At 68.1% G+C, this 14,796-nt stretch carries 12 protein-coding genes; 7 read left to right on the plus strand and 5 right to left on the minus strand.

Features of this window, described 5'->3' with window-relative positions:
- Positions 1-4: 4 nt before the first annotated feature.
- Positions 5-928, plus strand: a complete 924-nt coding sequence (locus ACYVLV_RS17650; protein WP_460812114.1) for an Abi-alpha family protein — start codon at positions 5-7, stop codon at positions 926-928.
- 34 nt (positions 929-962) lie between these two features.
- Here ACYVLV_RS17650 and ACYVLV_RS17655 read toward each other — a convergent pair whose 3' ends face one another.
- Together ACYVLV_RS17655 and ACYVLV_RS17660 are read right to left on the minus strand one after the other, a co-directional pair.
- Entirely contained in the window at positions 963-2,477 is a 1,515-nt protein-coding gene (locus ACYVLV_RS17655; protein ID WP_460812117.1) for an ATP-binding response regulator, read from the minus strand.
- Between the two features lie 12 nt (positions 2,478-2,489).
- The gene (locus tag ACYVLV_RS17660) at positions 2,490-3,086 is read right to left on the minus strand and encodes a sensor histidine kinase (RefSeq protein ID WP_460812119.1); all 597 of its coding nucleotides are present in this window, start codon (positions 3,084-3,086) and stop codon (positions 2,490-2,492) included.
- A 256-nt stretch (positions 3,087-3,342) separates the two neighbouring features.
- Here ACYVLV_RS17660 and clpB point away from each other — a divergent pair, with 256 nt between their 5' ends.
- The 3 genes from clpB to ACYVLV_RS17675 are packed head-to-tail and all read left to right on the plus strand — an operon-like array spanning position 3,343 to position 7,772.
- Positions 3,343-5,958 (plus strand): ATP-dependent chaperone ClpB, encoded by a 2,616-nt coding sequence (gene clpB, locus ACYVLV_RS17665; protein ID WP_460812121.1) that lies wholly within the window; start codon positions 3,343-3,345, stop codon positions 5,956-5,958.
- Positions 5,959-5,963: 5 nt separating this feature from the next.
- Positions 5,964-7,052: a hypothetical protein gene (locus ACYVLV_RS17670; protein ID WP_460812123.1), complete on the plus strand. Its 1,089-nt coding sequence runs from the start codon at positions 5,964-5,966 to the stop codon at positions 7,050-7,052.
- Positions 7,053-7,064: 12 nt separating this feature from the next.
- Positions 7,065-7,772 (plus strand): hypothetical protein, encoded by a 708-nt coding sequence (locus ACYVLV_RS17675; RefSeq protein ID WP_460812125.1) that lies wholly within the window; start codon positions 7,065-7,067, stop codon positions 7,770-7,772.
- Positions 7,773-7,794: 22 nt separating this feature from the next.
- Here ACYVLV_RS17675 and ACYVLV_RS17680 read toward each other — a convergent pair whose 3' ends face one another.
- Positions 7,795-8,949, minus strand: coding sequence for a pyridoxal phosphate-dependent aminotransferase (locus ACYVLV_RS17680; protein ID WP_460812128.1), 1,155 nt, complete (start codon positions 8,947-8,949; stop codon positions 7,795-7,797).
- A gap of 36 nt (positions 8,950-8,985) precedes the next feature.
- Between ACYVLV_RS17680 and pyrE the strand changes: the two genes are divergently transcribed.
- Positions 8,986-9,534: an orotate phosphoribosyltransferase gene (gene pyrE, locus ACYVLV_RS17685; RefSeq protein ID WP_460812130.1), complete on the plus strand. Its 549-nt coding sequence runs from the start codon at positions 8,986-8,988 to the stop codon at positions 9,532-9,534.
- Positions 9,535-9,546: 12 nt separating this feature from the next.
- On the opposite strand, the gene ACYVLV_RS17690 is transcribed toward pyrE, so the two are convergent.
- The gene (locus tag ACYVLV_RS17690) at positions 9,547-10,305 is read right to left on the minus strand and encodes a DedA family protein (protein WP_460812133.1); all 759 of its coding nucleotides are present in this window, start codon (positions 10,303-10,305) and stop codon (positions 9,547-9,549) included.
- 109 nt (positions 10,306-10,414) lie between these two features.
- Here ACYVLV_RS17690 and ACYVLV_RS17695 point away from each other — a divergent pair, with 109 nt between their 5' ends.
- Positions 10,415-11,131 carry a TrmH family RNA methyltransferase gene (locus tag ACYVLV_RS17695; RefSeq protein WP_460812250.1) on the plus strand — a complete coding sequence of 239 codons (717 nt, stop codon included), beginning with the start codon at positions 10,415-10,417 and terminating at the stop codon, positions 11,129-11,131.
- Positions 11,132-11,192: 61 nt separating this feature from the next.
- Here the strand turns inward: ACYVLV_RS17695 and ACYVLV_RS17700 are convergent, their stop codons facing one another.
- On the minus strand, positions 11,193-13,400 hold the full coding sequence (locus ACYVLV_RS17700) for a M14 family zinc carboxypeptidase (protein WP_460812136.1): 2,208 nt from the start codon (positions 13,398-13,400) through the stop codon (positions 11,193-11,195).
- Positions 13,401-13,686: 286 nt separating this feature from the next.
- On the opposite strand from ACYVLV_RS17700, the gene fbaA reads away from it, so the two are divergent.
- Positions 13,687-14,715, plus strand: a complete 1,029-nt coding sequence (gene fbaA / locus ACYVLV_RS17705; RefSeq protein ID WP_460812138.1) for a class II fructose-bisphosphate aldolase — start codon at positions 13,687-13,689, stop codon at positions 14,713-14,715.
- The last annotated feature ends 81 nt before the right edge of the window (positions 14,716-14,796 follow it).

A 14,796-nucleotide genomic window follows, 5' to 3' on the forward strand; every position in this document is an offset into this window, starting at 1 on the left:
GCCGGTGAACGATCCCCAGGAGTCGCGCCAGAGTGCGGTCGGCCGACGAGTGGAACCCGTCCGTCCCGCCGTCGACTCGATCCCCGGGCTGGCCCGTGTCGCCGCCTCCGCCGCTTGGCACACGACCGGCTGGAGTGCGAGGACATCGGCCAAAGCCTGGCTGCGCGTGGGTCGCGCGGTGGTCAACCCCGATGAGGCCCAGGACCTGGCCCGCGACCTCGGCAAGGCCGCGGTCGTCGTCGGTGACCTGGCCCGGTCGATGTCGGAGGGGGTGCCGGCCGCGAAGGCGCTTCTGGTGGCCGGTGAGTCCCTGGGCGGGCTCGGGGAGACCCCCGAGGGCGTGAACGGGTTCCGGGTCGGCTCCTCGTCCTCTAAGCCACTACCGCCCACCTTGCGGGAGCAGGGACAACAACTGCTCTCCCGGTCCCGCGACGTGTGGAGCACCGAACAGGGCCACCCCGCCTACGAGCGGATCCTCAGCGAGATGGCGCCCGACGAGGCCCGCATCATGCTCCTGCTGATCCGCAGCGGTCCGCAACCCAGCGTCGATGTCCGCACCGGTGGTCCGATCGGAATGGTCAGCAGCCAACTGATCGCCCCGGGTCTGACCATGATCGGTGCGCGGTCGGGGGCGCGCTACCTCGACCAGGTGCCGTCGTACCTCAACAACCTGCATCGGCTGGGACTCGTCTGGTTCAGCAGGGAGGCCCTGTCGGATCCGATGGTGTACCAGGTCGTCGAGGCCCAGCCCGACGTGCTGGCCGCCATGCACTCGGTCAAGTTCGCCAAGGTGATCCGGCGCAGCATCCACCTCACCCCGTTCGGCGAGGACTTCGTCAAACTGTGTCTGCTCGAGGAGGATGTCGCGGTCTCGGACCTGCCTGAGCACGCCACGCCACCGGCCGCCGACAGCGATCCGTCCGCCTGATCAGACGTCCCGGGGGGGGGACAGCAGTCGGGGATCAGCAGGCGAGCATCTTGACGACGAAGACCGAGCCAGCCTCTTCGCCCGGGTGGTAGCTCACCGACCCGCTCTGGGCCTCCGCAAGGGTCTTGACCACGTAGAGGCCGAGTCCGGTGCCGGTCGCGACGGCGTCGGGTGCCCGGGAGAACTCCTTGAACAGGTTGTCGGCGAACTCGAGAGGCACCCCGGCGCCCTCGTCCCGCACCTCGATGCAGACCGAGTCACCCTCGCCGCGGACGGTGATGGAGTACGGCGCCGCGCCGTACTTGTGGGCGTTGCTGAGCAGGTTCGTCAGGATCTGCTCGAGGCGCAGTGGGTCGGCCCGGACCTGCCGGGAGTCCTCGACCTCGACCGACACGTCGTACCGGTCGCTGATCGCGCTCTCCACGATGGTGGCGGGGTCGACGACCTGCAGGTCGATGCGCAGGGTGCCGCGTTGGATCTGGGCGGCGGTCAGGAGGTCGGCGGTGATGCTGTCGAGCATGCGGGCCTGACGACCGACCGAGGCCATCAGCCGGTCGCGCTGCTCGGAGGTGATGGTCTGGGCGCTCCAGCCGATCGTCTCGGCGATCCCGCACAGGACGGCGACCGGTCCACGAATCTCGTGAGCCGTGGTGGCGATGGCGCGCCGCAGCATCCCGACGTCCTCGGCGGCGGCATCGAGGTAGATCAACACCGACCATCCGGTACGCCGCAGCGTCGCTCGAGCGCGGGCGTGCGGGAGGTCGACCTCGAAGGAAGCATCGGGGTCGAGTCGGTGGAAGGCCACCATGGTCGACAGTTCGGGGGCGACCGTGGACAACGGGGCCCCCGCGGTCTCGGTGCCGAGTAGGCGTGCCGCCACCCCGTTGATGTGGACCAGTCGGAAGAGGGGCTCGTCGGCGACCTCGATCACGCCGTACGGCGCGAGACCCAGGGCCTCCCAGGCGGAGACGTGGTCGTGTCCGCGGGCAGCGGTCATCGGGGACGTCGCGGTAGGGGTCGGCTGCGGGTCCGGGTGGCTGTGCGCCAGAGGGCCGACGGCCGGGGGCGTGAACTCCGCCGGGCGCTCCTGCAGGGTCTCGGCGGCCGGGGCGCTGGAGGTGGGGACGACCGAGAGCTTCCTACTGCCCGGCCGGTGACCTTGGCCGGAGGTGATGTCGCGGACGTATTGCAGGATGGTGTTGAGCGGGGCGCCCTTCTGCACGTAGCCATCGGCTCCCGCAGCCAACGCCCGGGCCGACATCTGTTGGGCGCCGAACCCCGAGAGCACCACGATCTTCGCCGCCGGGCAGAGCCTTCTCAGGGTGGGAAGTGCCTCGATGCCGTCCATGACGGGCATGGCGAGGTCGATCAGGATGACGTCGGGTCGCGCGTCGCGCACGACCTCGATCCCGGCTTTGCCGTCGCCGGCCTCGGCCACCACATCGAAGCCGCCGCGGCCCAGCGCGAGTTTCAGCAGCTCCCGCAGATCCTCGGTGTCATCGATGATCACGACTCGTTTCGAGGCGGTGCCCGACGGCTGGGTCGTCACGGAGGATGCCTTTCATCGTGGGAGGCGGGTTCTGCGCTTGGACAGCATCACATCTGCTGGTGAATGGCGTCGCAGCGTGCCTGCTGTCGGCCCAGTACCCAAGAGTTCGGTCATCATCCCACTGGCGGAGTTGATCGAGGCCTCCAACACGGTTTTCGCTTGCTGCGGGTCGTCGAGGTCCAAGGCCATCTTGGCCACCACGAGGCTCTGCAGCATCGTGTCGTGACTCTCCATGGCCTGCTGATCGCGGGCGCGGATGTCCTCCATCAGTCGGGCCTGATCCAGGTCGGGCGAGAGGTGGTGGCGCAGTTTGTAGTAGTGCACGCCGACCAACAGGCCGAGGACGTCCCACAGGACCAACGGCCACCCCCAGCCCAGTCGCAGGTCCATCCCGCTCGTGCTGGCGAAGCCGACCTGCGGGAGGAGGAGGTAGGTCGCCAGGATGCCGTGGTGGAACGCACCGGTGAGGAAGATCGCCGCCGTGGTCGCGCCGAGGGGGTGGGAGCGCACCTGGTGGCTCCGCACCAGGGGGGTGATGATGGCGAGGGCGATGAGGAGGAAGGTGATGCCGATGCCGCCGTTGGCGACGATTCCGATCTGCCAGGTCATGACGCTCCTTCGTGGGGGGGAAGAAACCGGGCTGCTGAACAGTCAGGGCGGGGGCCCTGTCTGTCATGTCAGACAGTAGTTCCAAATCGCCGCGAGCAACAGCGAACGGGCATCACCGGCCGAGAATGATGAGGTCCGACGGTGATGTCGAGACTTGAGTGGAATAGACTCAACTTTCCCAAGGTTGGAAGTATCAAGTCAGTCGTGGGATGGGCGTCGCCCGCACCAGATACAGATCGGTAGAGAGGAAGAACCCATGAGCCAGTTCGGCGCGGAGAAGTTCACCACCCGGAGTCGCGAGGCCATCGAGGCTGCTCAACTCGCCGCCACCACGGCAGGGAACAGCCACACCGAGCCCATCCATCTGCTGGTCGCGCTGCTGCAGCAGGCGGAGGGGACCGCGCGGGCGTTGGTCGCCAAGACCGGCGTGGGCGCCGACGACCTGACCGCCCAGGCCGAACAGGCCCTGCGGGTGCTGCCCACGGCCAGTGGGGCGACCGTGCAGCAACCCTCCGGTTCCGCTGCCCTGACCCGAGTTCTCGCCGCCGCCCTCGATCTGGCCACCTCGATGAAGGACGAGTACGTCGCCACCGAGCACCTCCTCATCGCCCTGGCCGGCACCGACTCCTCCGCCGCCCGGGTGCTGAAGACCGCGGGCCTGACCGAATCGGGCCTGCGCGAGAGCCTCACGGCCGTCCGCGGCAACCGCCGGGTCACCAGCCCGGAGGCCGAGTCGACCTTCGAAGCGCTCGAGAAGTACAGCATCGACCTGACCCGGGCCGCCGAGGACGGACGACTCGACCCGGTCATCGGGCGCGACTCCGAGATCCGTCGCGTGGTGCAGGTGCTCAGTCGCCGCACCAAGAACAACCCCGTCCTGATCGGAGAGCCCGGGGTGGGCAAGACCGCCGTCGTGGAGGGCCTGGCCCAGCGCGTGGTGGCGGGCGACGTGCCCGATTCGTTGAAGGGTCGCCGGGTGCTCTCCTTGGACCTGGCCGCCATGGTCGCCGGGGCGAAGTACCGCGGGGAGTTCGAGGAGCGCCTCAAGGCCGTCCTCGAGGAGATCAAGGACGCCGGTGGTCAGGTGATCACCTTCATCGACGAGTTGCACACCGTCGTCGGGGCCGGAGCCGGCGGTGACTCCGCGATGGACGCCGGCAACATGCTCAAGCCGATGCTGGCCCGCGGGGAACTGCACATGATCGGCGCCACGACCCTGGACGAGTACCGCGAACGCATCGAGAAGGACCCTGCCCTCGAGCGACGCTTCCAGCAGGTCTTCGTCGGTGAGCCGACCGTGGAGGACACCATCCAGATCCTGCGCGGCATCCAGGAGAAGTACGAAGCCCACCACGGGGTCCGGATCACCGACGCCGCCCTGGTCGCCGCGGCCACCCTGTCCGACCGCTACATCACCGGTCGCCAACTCCCCGACAAGGCCATCGACCTGATCGACGAGTCCGCCTCACGGCTGCGGATGGAGATCGAGTCCTCCCCGGAGGAGATCGACCAGCTGCGCCGGATCGTGGACCGCCTGAAGATGGAGGAGTTCGCGCTCGCCAAGGAGAGCGACGACGCCTCGGTGGAGCGGCTCGCCGTGCTGCGGGCCGACCTGGCCGACCGCGAGGAGGAACTGCGTGGCCTCGACGCACGCTGGGAGCAGGAGAAGGCCCTGCTCGAGGGGGAGGGCGAGTTGCGCCGCCAGCTTGATCACCTGCGGGTCGAGAGCGAACGACTCCAGCGTGAGGGTGACTTCGAGAAGGCCAGCGAGATCCTCTACGGCCAGATCCCGGCCTTGGAGAAGCAGATCGAGCAGGCCGCCGCGGCCGAGCAGTCCTCGCCGGCCGAGAAGCTCGTCGGCGAGGAGGTCGGCGCCACCCAGATCGCCGAGGTGGTCGAGGCCTGGACCGGGATCCCTGTCGGCCGGATGCTCGAGGGCGAGACGGCCAAGCTGTTGAAGATGGAAGAGGTCATCGGGCAGCGCCTGATCGGCCAGCACGACGCGGTCGAGGCGGTCAGCGACGCCGTACGCCGCTCGCGCGCCGGCATCGCCGACCCCAACCGACCCACCGGGTCCTTCCTGTTCCTGGGCCCCACCGGCACCGGAAAGACCGAACTGGCCAAGTCCCTGGCCGACTTCCTCTTCGACGACGAGCGGGCGATCGTCCGCATCGACATGAGCGAGTACGCCGAGAAGCACTCCGTGGCCCGGTTGGTCGGGGCGCCTCCCGGCTACGTCGGGTACGACGAGGGCGGGCAGCTCACCGAGGCGGTCCGTCGCCGCCCCTACTCCGTGGTGCTGCTCGACGAGGTCGAGAAGGCCCACCCCGAGGTGTTCGACGTGCTCCTCCAGGTCCTCGATGACGGTCGGCTCACCGACGGGCAGGGACGCACCGTCGACTTCCGCAACACCCTGCTGATCCTGACCAGCAACCTCGGGTCCTCCTTCCTGGTGGACCAGAGCCTGGATGCGGAGAAAAAGCGCGAGGCCGTGATGGCCGCGGTGCGAGCGAACTTCAAGCCCGAGTTCCTCAACCGGCTCGACGAGATCGTCCAGTTCGAGACCCTCGGGCGTGACGCCCTGGCTCGCATCGTCGACCTCCAACTCGACCTGCTGGAACAGCGGTTGGCGGTCCGTCGGATCACCATCGAGGTCAGCGAGGGCGCCCGAGAATGGTTGGCCCAGACCGGCTACGACCCGGCGTACGGCGCTCGGCCGCTGCGCCGACTCATCCAGACCGCGATCGGTGACCCGCTCGCGCGGATGCTCATCGGCGGCGAGGTGGTCGACGGAGGACGGGTGCTGGTCGAGCAGGCAGGCGACGACTTGCCGGGTCTGCGGATCAGCGTTGGGTCCGCTCTGGTGGAATGAGGGGGATGTCAGACAAGCCCGAACCACCGAAACGCCCAACCGATGGGTCCTCCAAGACGCTGCCACGCCCGCGCGAGGTGACCTGGGCCTCCTGGTTGATCATCGCCGGGTCAGTGGTGGTCGTGCTCACGGCGTTCGATCGGATCGCCGGACTGCACACCTTGGAGGCGCGCAGTGGGGTGGAGGAGTTCCTCGCGGAGCCGCCGGGCCAGGGCCTGGGGCTGAGCGTCGACCGAGCGCTGGACCTCATCAAGGTGCTGACGATGCTGGCAGGGGCCACTGCGGCTGCGACCGCGATCCTGGGCTATCAGGCCATGCAGCGATCGAAGAGTGCCCGGCTGATCCTGGCGATCCTGGCTGTCCCGCTGTTCATCGGCGGTCTGGCCGCCGGAGGGTTCATGGCCTCGCTCGTGGCGGCCGCCGTCGTGTGGCTCTATCTCCAGCCCGCCCGCGACTGGTTCGACGGCATCGCGCGGCCCACGGCACCCCAGGTCGAGGCCGCCGCTCAGGGTGGGCCGCGGCCGATGGTCGGCTTCGGCCGTTCCCCCGGTGGCGGGTCGAGTCGCGGGTTGAGTGGTGGGTCGGCCGGGTCGAGCTCATCGGCGACCCTCACCCAGACCGGTACGCCATCGGGGAACCTGTCCCAGGCTTCTCCACCCGCTGCGCGACCGGCCCCATTGGTGTGGGCCTGCTCGATCACCTGGGGGGTCTGTGGCCTGGCGGTGCTCCTCCTCGGTGCGGTCATCCTCGTGATGGCCACCGTCCCCGAGGCGCTGTTCGACGAGTTGCGGGCCCAGGACCCGAACTTCGCCGCCGCAGGTCTCAGCGATGGGGAGGTCGCCTCGGCCAGCATCGTGTCGTCGAGCATCCTGCTGGTCTGGTGTCTGGTGTCCATCACCTTCGCTGTCTTCGCCTTCCAGCGCGCTCGGTGGGCCCGGATCGCCCTGATGGCGTCCGCGGCCGGCTCCGCGGCGCTCTGCCTGGTGGGGGTGCTGGCCAGCGCGGTGCTGCTGGTCCCCCTGGCACTGTCCGTGGTGACCGTCGCCCTGCTGGTCCGGCCGCAGACGGTGTCGTGGTTCCGACCTGTTCCGTGATTCAGTTGACCCATGAGCGACCCCCAGAACCCGTACGGCCCCAACGACGGCGGACAGCCGCCCACGAACCCCTACGGCCAGCCACCCGCTCCGTCGCCCTCTGAGGGGCAACCACCGGAGTACACCGCGCCCCAGCACGGCGGCCCCCAGCCCGCGGGCCAGCAGTACGGCCAGGCGCCCTCCGGACAGGGCAGTTACGGCCAGTCACCCTACGGCCAGCAGGCCTCCCCGCAGCAGTACGGCGGACCCCCGGCGTACGGCACCACGGACCCGAACAAGCGCCCCGGCACGGTGACCGCGGCCTCGGTCATCACCCTGATCTTCTCCGGCCTCGGCTTCGTCCTGTTCACCTTCGGCCTGATCGCGGTTCTGGTGGCGCGCGACGACATGGTGCGGGAGATCAACAACGAGATCCAGAACCAGCAGGGCATGGAGGGCCTCACCGGCGACGGCATCGCGGTGTTCCTGGTGGTCGCGTTCGTGGTCCTGATCGCGTGGACCCTGGCGACGATGATCTTCGCGGTCTGGGCCATGAAGGGGAAGAACTGGGCCAGGGTGCTGGTGGTCATCTCTTCGGTGGTCACGGCGCTGTTCAGCCTGCTGGCCATCTTGTCCGGCGTCTCGCTGATCACCCTGGTCGCCTCGGTGGCGGTGGTGGTCCTCTACTTCACCGGCGGAGCGAACCAGTGGTTCAAGCGCTCCTCAGGTCCTACCGTCTAACTGTCCCCTGGCGGGGACCCCGCTAGTAGGTGAGCCGGGCCTCGGCGAGTCGTGCCAGGCCCTGCTCGATGATCTCGGGCTGCTTGCAGAACGCCCAGCGAACCAGGTGGCGGCCGGCGTCGGCGTTGTCGTAGAACCCCTGCGCGGGGATGGCGACGACCCCGGCACGGTCCGGCAGCCCGAGGCAGAACGCGTTGCCGTCCTTCCAGCCGAGGTGTTCGACGTCGGTGGAGAGGAAGTACGTCCCGTCGCTGATGGTCGGCTCGAGTCCGGCTGCCCGGAGGCCCTCGGCGAGCAGATCGCGTCGCCCTCGCAGTTCCGCGGCCAGCTCGATGGGGAAGTCGGGGTGGTCGTTGAGGGCCCGCGAGATCGCGGGTTGGAGCGGTGAGCCGGAGGTGAAGGTGAGCCACTGCTTGGCCGCCATCAGCGCATCGACCAGGTGGGCCGGACCGGTGGCCCAGCCGACCTTCCAGCCCGTGAACGAGTAGGACTTGCCGGCGCTGGACAGGGTCAGGGTGCGCTCGGCCATCCCGGGCAGGGTAGCCAACGGGATGTGCTCGACGCCGTAGACGAGGTGCTCGTAGACCTCGTCGGTGACCACGATGAGGTCGTGCTCGATGGCGACCTCCGCCACGACCGTGAGTTCCTCGCGGGTCAGCACCGTGCCGGTCGGGTTGTGCGGGGTGTTCAGCAGGATCATCCGCGTGGCGGGAGTGATCGCGGCCCGGAAAGCGTCCGCGTCGAGGCGGAAGTCCGGGGCCCGCAGGGTGACCGGGCGGCGTACCCCCCCGGCCATCTGGATCATCGCGGGGTAGGAGTCGTAGTACGGCTCCAGCAGCACCACCTCGTCGCCCGGGTTGACCAGCCCCAGCAGCGCCGCGGCGATGCCTTCGGTGGCGCCGGTGGTGACCACGACCTGGGTGTCCTGATCGAGTTCGATCCCGTAGTGACGCCTCTGGTGAGCGGCGATGGCGGCGCGCAGGGAGGCGACCCCCCGGCCGGGGGCGTACTGGTTGGCGCCGGTGTGCAGCGCCTTGACGGCCTCCTCGATGACCTCCGGTGGCCCGTCCACGTCGGGGAACCCCTGGCCGAGGTTGATCGACTGGGTCTGGACCGCCAGTGAGGACATCTGGCTGAAGATGGTCGGGTCGATCCCCTGGAGACGTTGGGAGAGCATGTTCGCAGGGTAGTCGTGAGCGGCTAGCCTTCTGCGGTGACCACCACTGACGACTCCCTCGCCGCCGACATCGACGCCAGCTGCCGCCTGACCGGAGAGTTCACCCTCCGCTCGGGACAGGTCGCGAGCGAGTACTTCGACAAGTACCTCTTCGAGGCCGATCCGTTGTTGTTGGCCCGGGTTGCCCGCGAGATGATCCAGCTGGTGCCGCCGGGGACCGAGATGCTGGCTGGGCTCGAGCTCGGTGGGGTGCCCATCGCCACCGCGGTGAGCGGCATCCTGGGGATGCCGACCCTCTTCGTGCGCAAGGAGGCCAAGGCCTACGGCACCGCCAAACTCGCCGAGGGCCCGCCCTTCGCGGGCAAGCGGATCGCCATCGTCGAGGACGTCATCACCACCGGTGGAGCGGTCCGCGACGCCGTCGGCGAACTGCGTGCCGCGGGCGCGATCGTCGAGGTGGTGCTGTGCGCCATCGACCGGAGCGTGGGCGAGGACAACCCCTTGGCCGACGTCGACCTCGAGGTGCGTGCGGTGCTGACCAAGGCGGATCTGGACGCCGCGCGCGAGGCGACCGCCACGATCTGAGGCGGTCCGGGATCAGTTCTCGGGTTCGACCTTCATGTCCGAGGGGGTCGTGGGACCGGGCACCTCGTGGTCGATGCCCTTCTTGGCCGCCCGCTTGTGCTTGAGCCACTCGTAGGCGATCGGAATGATCGAAAAGGCCAGGATGACCAGGATCGCCTTGTCGATGTTCTCCCCGAGGGTGGGGAAGGTCTGGCCGAGGAAGTACCCCAGGGCCAGGATGCTGGCCACCCACAGGACGGCCCCGATGAAGCTCCAGCGGATGAACCGCTGACGGTCCATCCGGGTCACGCCGGCGACCACGGTGATGTAGGTGCGGACGAACGGGATGAACCGACCGATCACCAGTGCCTTGTTGCCGTGGAGGTCGAAGAAGGCCTGGGTCTGGTCGAAGTACTTGCGCTTGAGGATGCGCCCCTCACGCTCGTAGAGCGGGGGACCGATGGCGCGGCCGATCTCGTAGCCGGCGATGTTGCCGCCGATGGCCGCGGCGGTCATCAGGAGGAAGGCGACCCCCAGTTCCAGCAGCGGGCTGCCGGGGAAGATGTCGATGCTGCCGCCGGAGATGAACAGGCCCATCGCGAACAGCAGGGTGTCACCGGGGAGGAACGGGAAGAACAACCCGCACTCGACGAAGATGATGGCCAGGCTGACCCAGAAGAAGGTCTCCCCGAACTGGTCGAGCAGCCACTGCGGATCGAGCCACTTGATGCCGAGCAGAAGGGGGTCCACGACGAGGGCGTGCAGATCCGGAAGCAGCGCCAACAACGTCACGCCGCAACCGTACCGGTCGGCGCCTATCAGGCGCAGTAGTCTCACGCGCGTGGCTGACGATTCTTCCCCCCGTGACTCGCTGGCCGACTCGCGGGCGCCGTACGATCCGATGCCGCACGGCCCACCCGAGGTCGGGGTCGGTCCGTGGCCCGGCCCGTGGCCCGAGGGGCCCGGCAGTGAGCGGTACGACGCGGAGTTGCTTGCCCAGGGGGACCGGCGCAATGTGGTCGACCGCTACCGCTACTGGACGATGACCGCCATCGTGGCCGACCTGGACAGCCGGCGACACGGCTTTCATGTCGCGATCGAGAACTGGCAGCACGACTTCAACATCGGCACCATCGTTCGTTCGGCCAACGCGTTCCTGGCCGCGCAGGTGCATATCGTCGGCAATCGCCGCTGGAACCGACGCGGCGCCATGGTCACCGACCGGTACCAACACATCCACCACCACCCGACTCCCGAGGACCTGGTCGAGCACCTGGCCCAGACGGGTTCGAGCGCGGCCGGGGGTGGCGGCGTACCGCTGCTGGGGATCGACAACCTCCCGGGCAGTAGGCCGCTGGAGACGATGGCCCTGCCTCGTGAGGTGTGCTTCCTGTTCGGCCAGGAGGGGCCGGGGCTCTCGGAGTCGGCGCGGGAGGCGTGTGATGGGACCTTCTCCATCGCGCAGTTCGGATCGACGCGCTCGATCAACGCCTCCGCCGCCGCGGCGATCACGATGCACAGTTGGATCCGCACCCACGCGAACCTGACGGACGTCGCAGACCTGGACGGGGCAGGGACCCCGGGAACGGCCGAACCCGGCTCACCCTGGAGAGGATGAGCCGGGCCCGGATCAAGTGGATCTGATCGAGTGGATCTGATCGAGTGGATCGGTCAGTCGGTCACCATTTGCGACGGCACTTGCCGAAGTTGACGGTCTTGACGTCACCGCGGTCGATGAACAACTTGCGGGACTGCAACACCTTCCCGTTCTTGCGCTCGCAGGTCAGGGTGTACCTCTCGCGCTTGCCCGGGGTCGACTTGATCGTCGCGCCGAAGGCCTGGGTGGTCAGCGTGTACGTCGGTGAGACCGACGCGAAGTTGACCACGCGCAGCACGTAGGTCCCACGAGGGGCGTCCACGACCTGCGCGGACTCCTTCTCGCCCGGCGAGTTGCCCGAGGTGGCGACCTGGACCAGCTCGTCGTTGACCCGTCGGTAGACCTCGAGGTCGAGGTCGTCCGGGGTGTTCCAGTCGAGCTCGATGTCGAGGTTGTTCGCGGTCTTGTTGAGCACGAACTCGTGATCGACGCTGGAGGTGGCGGGCGTCAGGGTGCCCTCGTCGGTCTGGGTCTTGAACGGCTTGGTGTCGAGCACCTGGTAACTGCGCGGCTGGACGGCCGGTCGCGTGGAGGGGTTCATGATCCAGCTGTAACTGCGCATGGGGTACTTCTTGCCCTTGCGCGTCCACTTCTTCGCGTTCTGCTGGCGACCCGACACCTTGATGGGGGTGTTGACGTAGTCCTTGAAGGACGACTCCCAAGTGGGGGTGTCGAACGACTTCTTCAGGCGCAGGATGGCGCCCTTGGGGGCCTTGCCCTTGATGGACCCGGAGAACTCCTTGTCGACCGCGTGCTCGAGAGCGACGAGGTAGGCCTCGCGGTTGCCCTTGCCGGCGTACTTGCCCGCGCCGCGGTACTCGTTGACGACGTCGGGGAACGGCGGGTGGAACTCGTCCGGGCCGATCTCGAAGGTGTAACCGAAACCACCGGTGGCGTTGTAGGACCAGTCCTCGGTGGTGCCTGTGGTGTCGTAGAGCTGCCAACCGTGGATGTTCTGGTAACCGTTGTTGGCCGTCATCCGGGCGCCGAGGTCCTTCAGGGCTTCCTCGTCCGGTGCGTCACCGACGGGCAGCCCGTCGCTGTAGAGCGTGGTGGGGGAGACGCCGTTGGGCCGCAGCACCAGGTTGGAGAACGTGTGGTTCGAGATCAACATGGTGACCTGACGCGACTGCACGATCCGCTGCACGTTCTGCGTCTCGGGCTCCGAGAACGGGCCGGCTCCGCGGTAGGTCGGGTCGACGCGGGCGTCGGGGGTGCCACCGGCGGCGCCGGGGCCGCCCCACAGCCCGCCGTAGTTGCGGTTCAGGTCGGTGCCGGCTCCGAACCCTCCAGGGGTGGAGAGCTGGGCCTGGCAAGTGTTGTCCGGGGTGTCCTGACCGTCGACGATCCGGCAGTTCTTGCGCATGTAGGCGCGGCCGGGGGTGGCCAGGATGCTGGTGGTTCCGTCCAGCGGGTCCACGTCGTTGAGGTCCCGCAGGTCGATGTAGTCGCCGTCGGTGCGGGAGAGGTTGAACCCGTCCACGTTGACCACGGGCACCACGATGACGCGGGCCCGACTCAGCAGATCGGTGATTCGCTTGTTCTTGCCGTACTTGTTGACCAGATCGGTCGCGAACTCCATCGCCAACTCACCGGAGGGCCATTCGCGGGCGTGGTGGACGCCCATCAGCAGGAAGGTCGGCTGGCCCTTGTTGGGCTTGCGGATGTCCTTGCCGATCTCGACGCCCATGACGTCGCGACCGTCCAGGCTCTTGTGGGGCAGCCGGAAGGTGCGGGCGATGTTGCGGTTCTTCTTCTGGAGCTTCGCCAGGTCGGAGTTGTACTCCGGCAGCGTGCGGTAGGCGACCCGACCGGAGGGCAGCGGGCTCTTGTTGTTCACGCTGGCGGCGTACCGCTTGTTGATCTCGCCGATCTCGATGTCTCGGGCGACCAGGTCGGGGATGGTGACGGTGTAGTCGAAGGCGTTGTCGACCAGGGTGGCGACGTCGCTGGCGGTGTGGGCCACGACCTCGATGTAGTCCTGTCCGGCGTGCTCGGTCAGGTCCAGGCCCAGGGTCTGGAGGCGGTCCTTGTCCGCGCGCGTCGGCGTCTGGACCAGCACGAGTTGCGGTGCGAAGGCCTCGGCGACGTTGCCCGCCGAGGACGAGGCGACGCTGGTGCTGCCGGGGGCCAGGGTGGTGCCGAGAACGGCGAGGGACAGCGCGGCAGCAGCAAGGCCTGCCCGCGCCGTAGCGGAGCGCGGCGTGCCGCGACGTGTGGTGTGAAGCATGACCGAGGTGGCTCCTGATATTCGAGGGCGGGTTTTGTATGACAACGCCCCCGGAGTCAGAAGGTCACGGCAGGTCTGGACCAGCGGTGGCAGTGATGGCCGGCGCCGTGTCACTCGGTCCACCTCGTCGAGGGGTTTGCTTTGGTGTGACACGGGGGCCGTTTGGAGATCACCTGACGAGAACAAAAGAACGACCGTAGGTCGCATCGTCGACACGCGCAGCCGGTTGAGCGGATTGAGGTCTAGGGTGATTGGTGTCATACGACGTCACCCCGAGGAGTCCATCGTGCCCATCGCAACCCCGGAGACCTATGCGCGGATGCTCGACGCCGCCAAGGCCGGAGCCTTCGCCTTCCCTGCCATCAACGTTTCTAGTTCCCAGACCCTGAACGCCGCCCTGAAGGGCTTCGCCGACGCGGGGTCCGACGGGATCATCCAAGTCTCGACCGGCGGTGCGGAGTACCTCTCCGGCCCCTCGGTGAAGAACATGGTCGCCGGATCGGTCGCGTTCGCGGCGTACGCCGCCGAGGTGGCCAAGCACTACCCGGTGAACATCGCCCTGCACACCGACCACTGCCCCAAGGACAAGCTGGACGACTTCGTCCGGCCGCTGGTGGAGATCTCCCGTGAGCGGGTCTCCCGTGGTCTGGACCCGTTGTTCCAGTCGCACATGTGGGACGGGTCCGCCGTACCCCTGGAGGAGAACCTCGAGATCGCCCGCGACCTGCTCGCGAAATGCGCCGAGGCCAAGATCATCCTCGAGGTCGAGATCGGCGTCGTCGGCGGCGAGGAGGACGGTGTCGCCAACGAGATCAACGACCAGCTCTACACGACCCCCGAGGACGCCCTGGCGACCGTGGAGGCGCTCGGGATCGGCGAGCACGGCCGCTACATGGCCGCGTTGACCTTCGGCAACGTGCACGGCGTCTACAAGCCCGGCAACGTCAAGCTCCGCCCGGAGATCCTCAAGGCCGCTCAGGAGGCCGTGGTCGCAAAGCTCGGCCTCGAGACCGGTGCCAAGCCCTTCGACCTCGTCTTCCACGGCGGTTCGGGTTCATCGGCGCAGGACATCGGCGACGCCGTGGACTTCGGTGTCATCAAGATGAACGTCGACACCGACACGCAGTACGCCTTCACCCGGCCGGTGGCCGACCACATGCTGCGCAACTACGACGCGGTGCTGAAGGTCGACGGGGAGGTCGGCAACAAGAAGCAGTACGACCCCCGCGCCTGGGGCAAGGCCGGCGAGGCCGGGATGTCCGCCCGCATCGTCGAGGCGTGCGAGAACCTGCGTTCGGCCGGCAAGGCCATCTAGGAGTCACCGCTGGCGGCCGCCTCTGGGGTGGGTGGCTGACCGGAGTGTGGGTCGTGTGCCCGTGAACGACGTCTATGTCGT

The sequence above is a fragment of the Nocardioides salsibiostraticola genome (genome assembly GCF_054783655.1).

Coding starts and splice junctions, on each gene's coding strand:
- ACYVLV_RS17660 (WP_460812119.1), bottom strand. CDS start 3,086: ATGACCTGGCAGATCGGAATCGTCGCCAACGGCGGCATCGGCATCACC.
- clpB (WP_460812121.1), top strand. CDS start 3,343: ATGAGCCAGTTCGGCGCGGAGAAGTTCACCACCCGGAGTCGCGAGGCC.
- ACYVLV_RS17670 (WP_460812123.1), top strand. CDS start 5,964: ATGTCAGACAAGCCCGAACCACCGAAACGCCCAACCGATGGGTCCTCC.
- ACYVLV_RS17675 (WP_460812125.1), top strand. CDS start 7,065: ATGAGCGACCCCCAGAACCCGTACGGCCCCAACGACGGCGGACAGCCG.
- ACYVLV_RS17680 (WP_460812128.1), bottom strand. CDS start 8,949: ATGCTCTCCCAACGTCTCCAGGGGATCGACCCGACCATCTTCAGCCAG.
- ACYVLV_RS17695 (WP_460812250.1), top strand. CDS start 10,415: ATGCCGCACGGCCCACCCGAGGTCGGGGTCGGTCCGTGGCCCGGCCCG.
- ACYVLV_RS17700 (WP_460812136.1), bottom strand. CDS start 13,400: ATGCTTCACACCACACGTCGCGGCACGCCGCGCTCCGCTACGGCGCGG.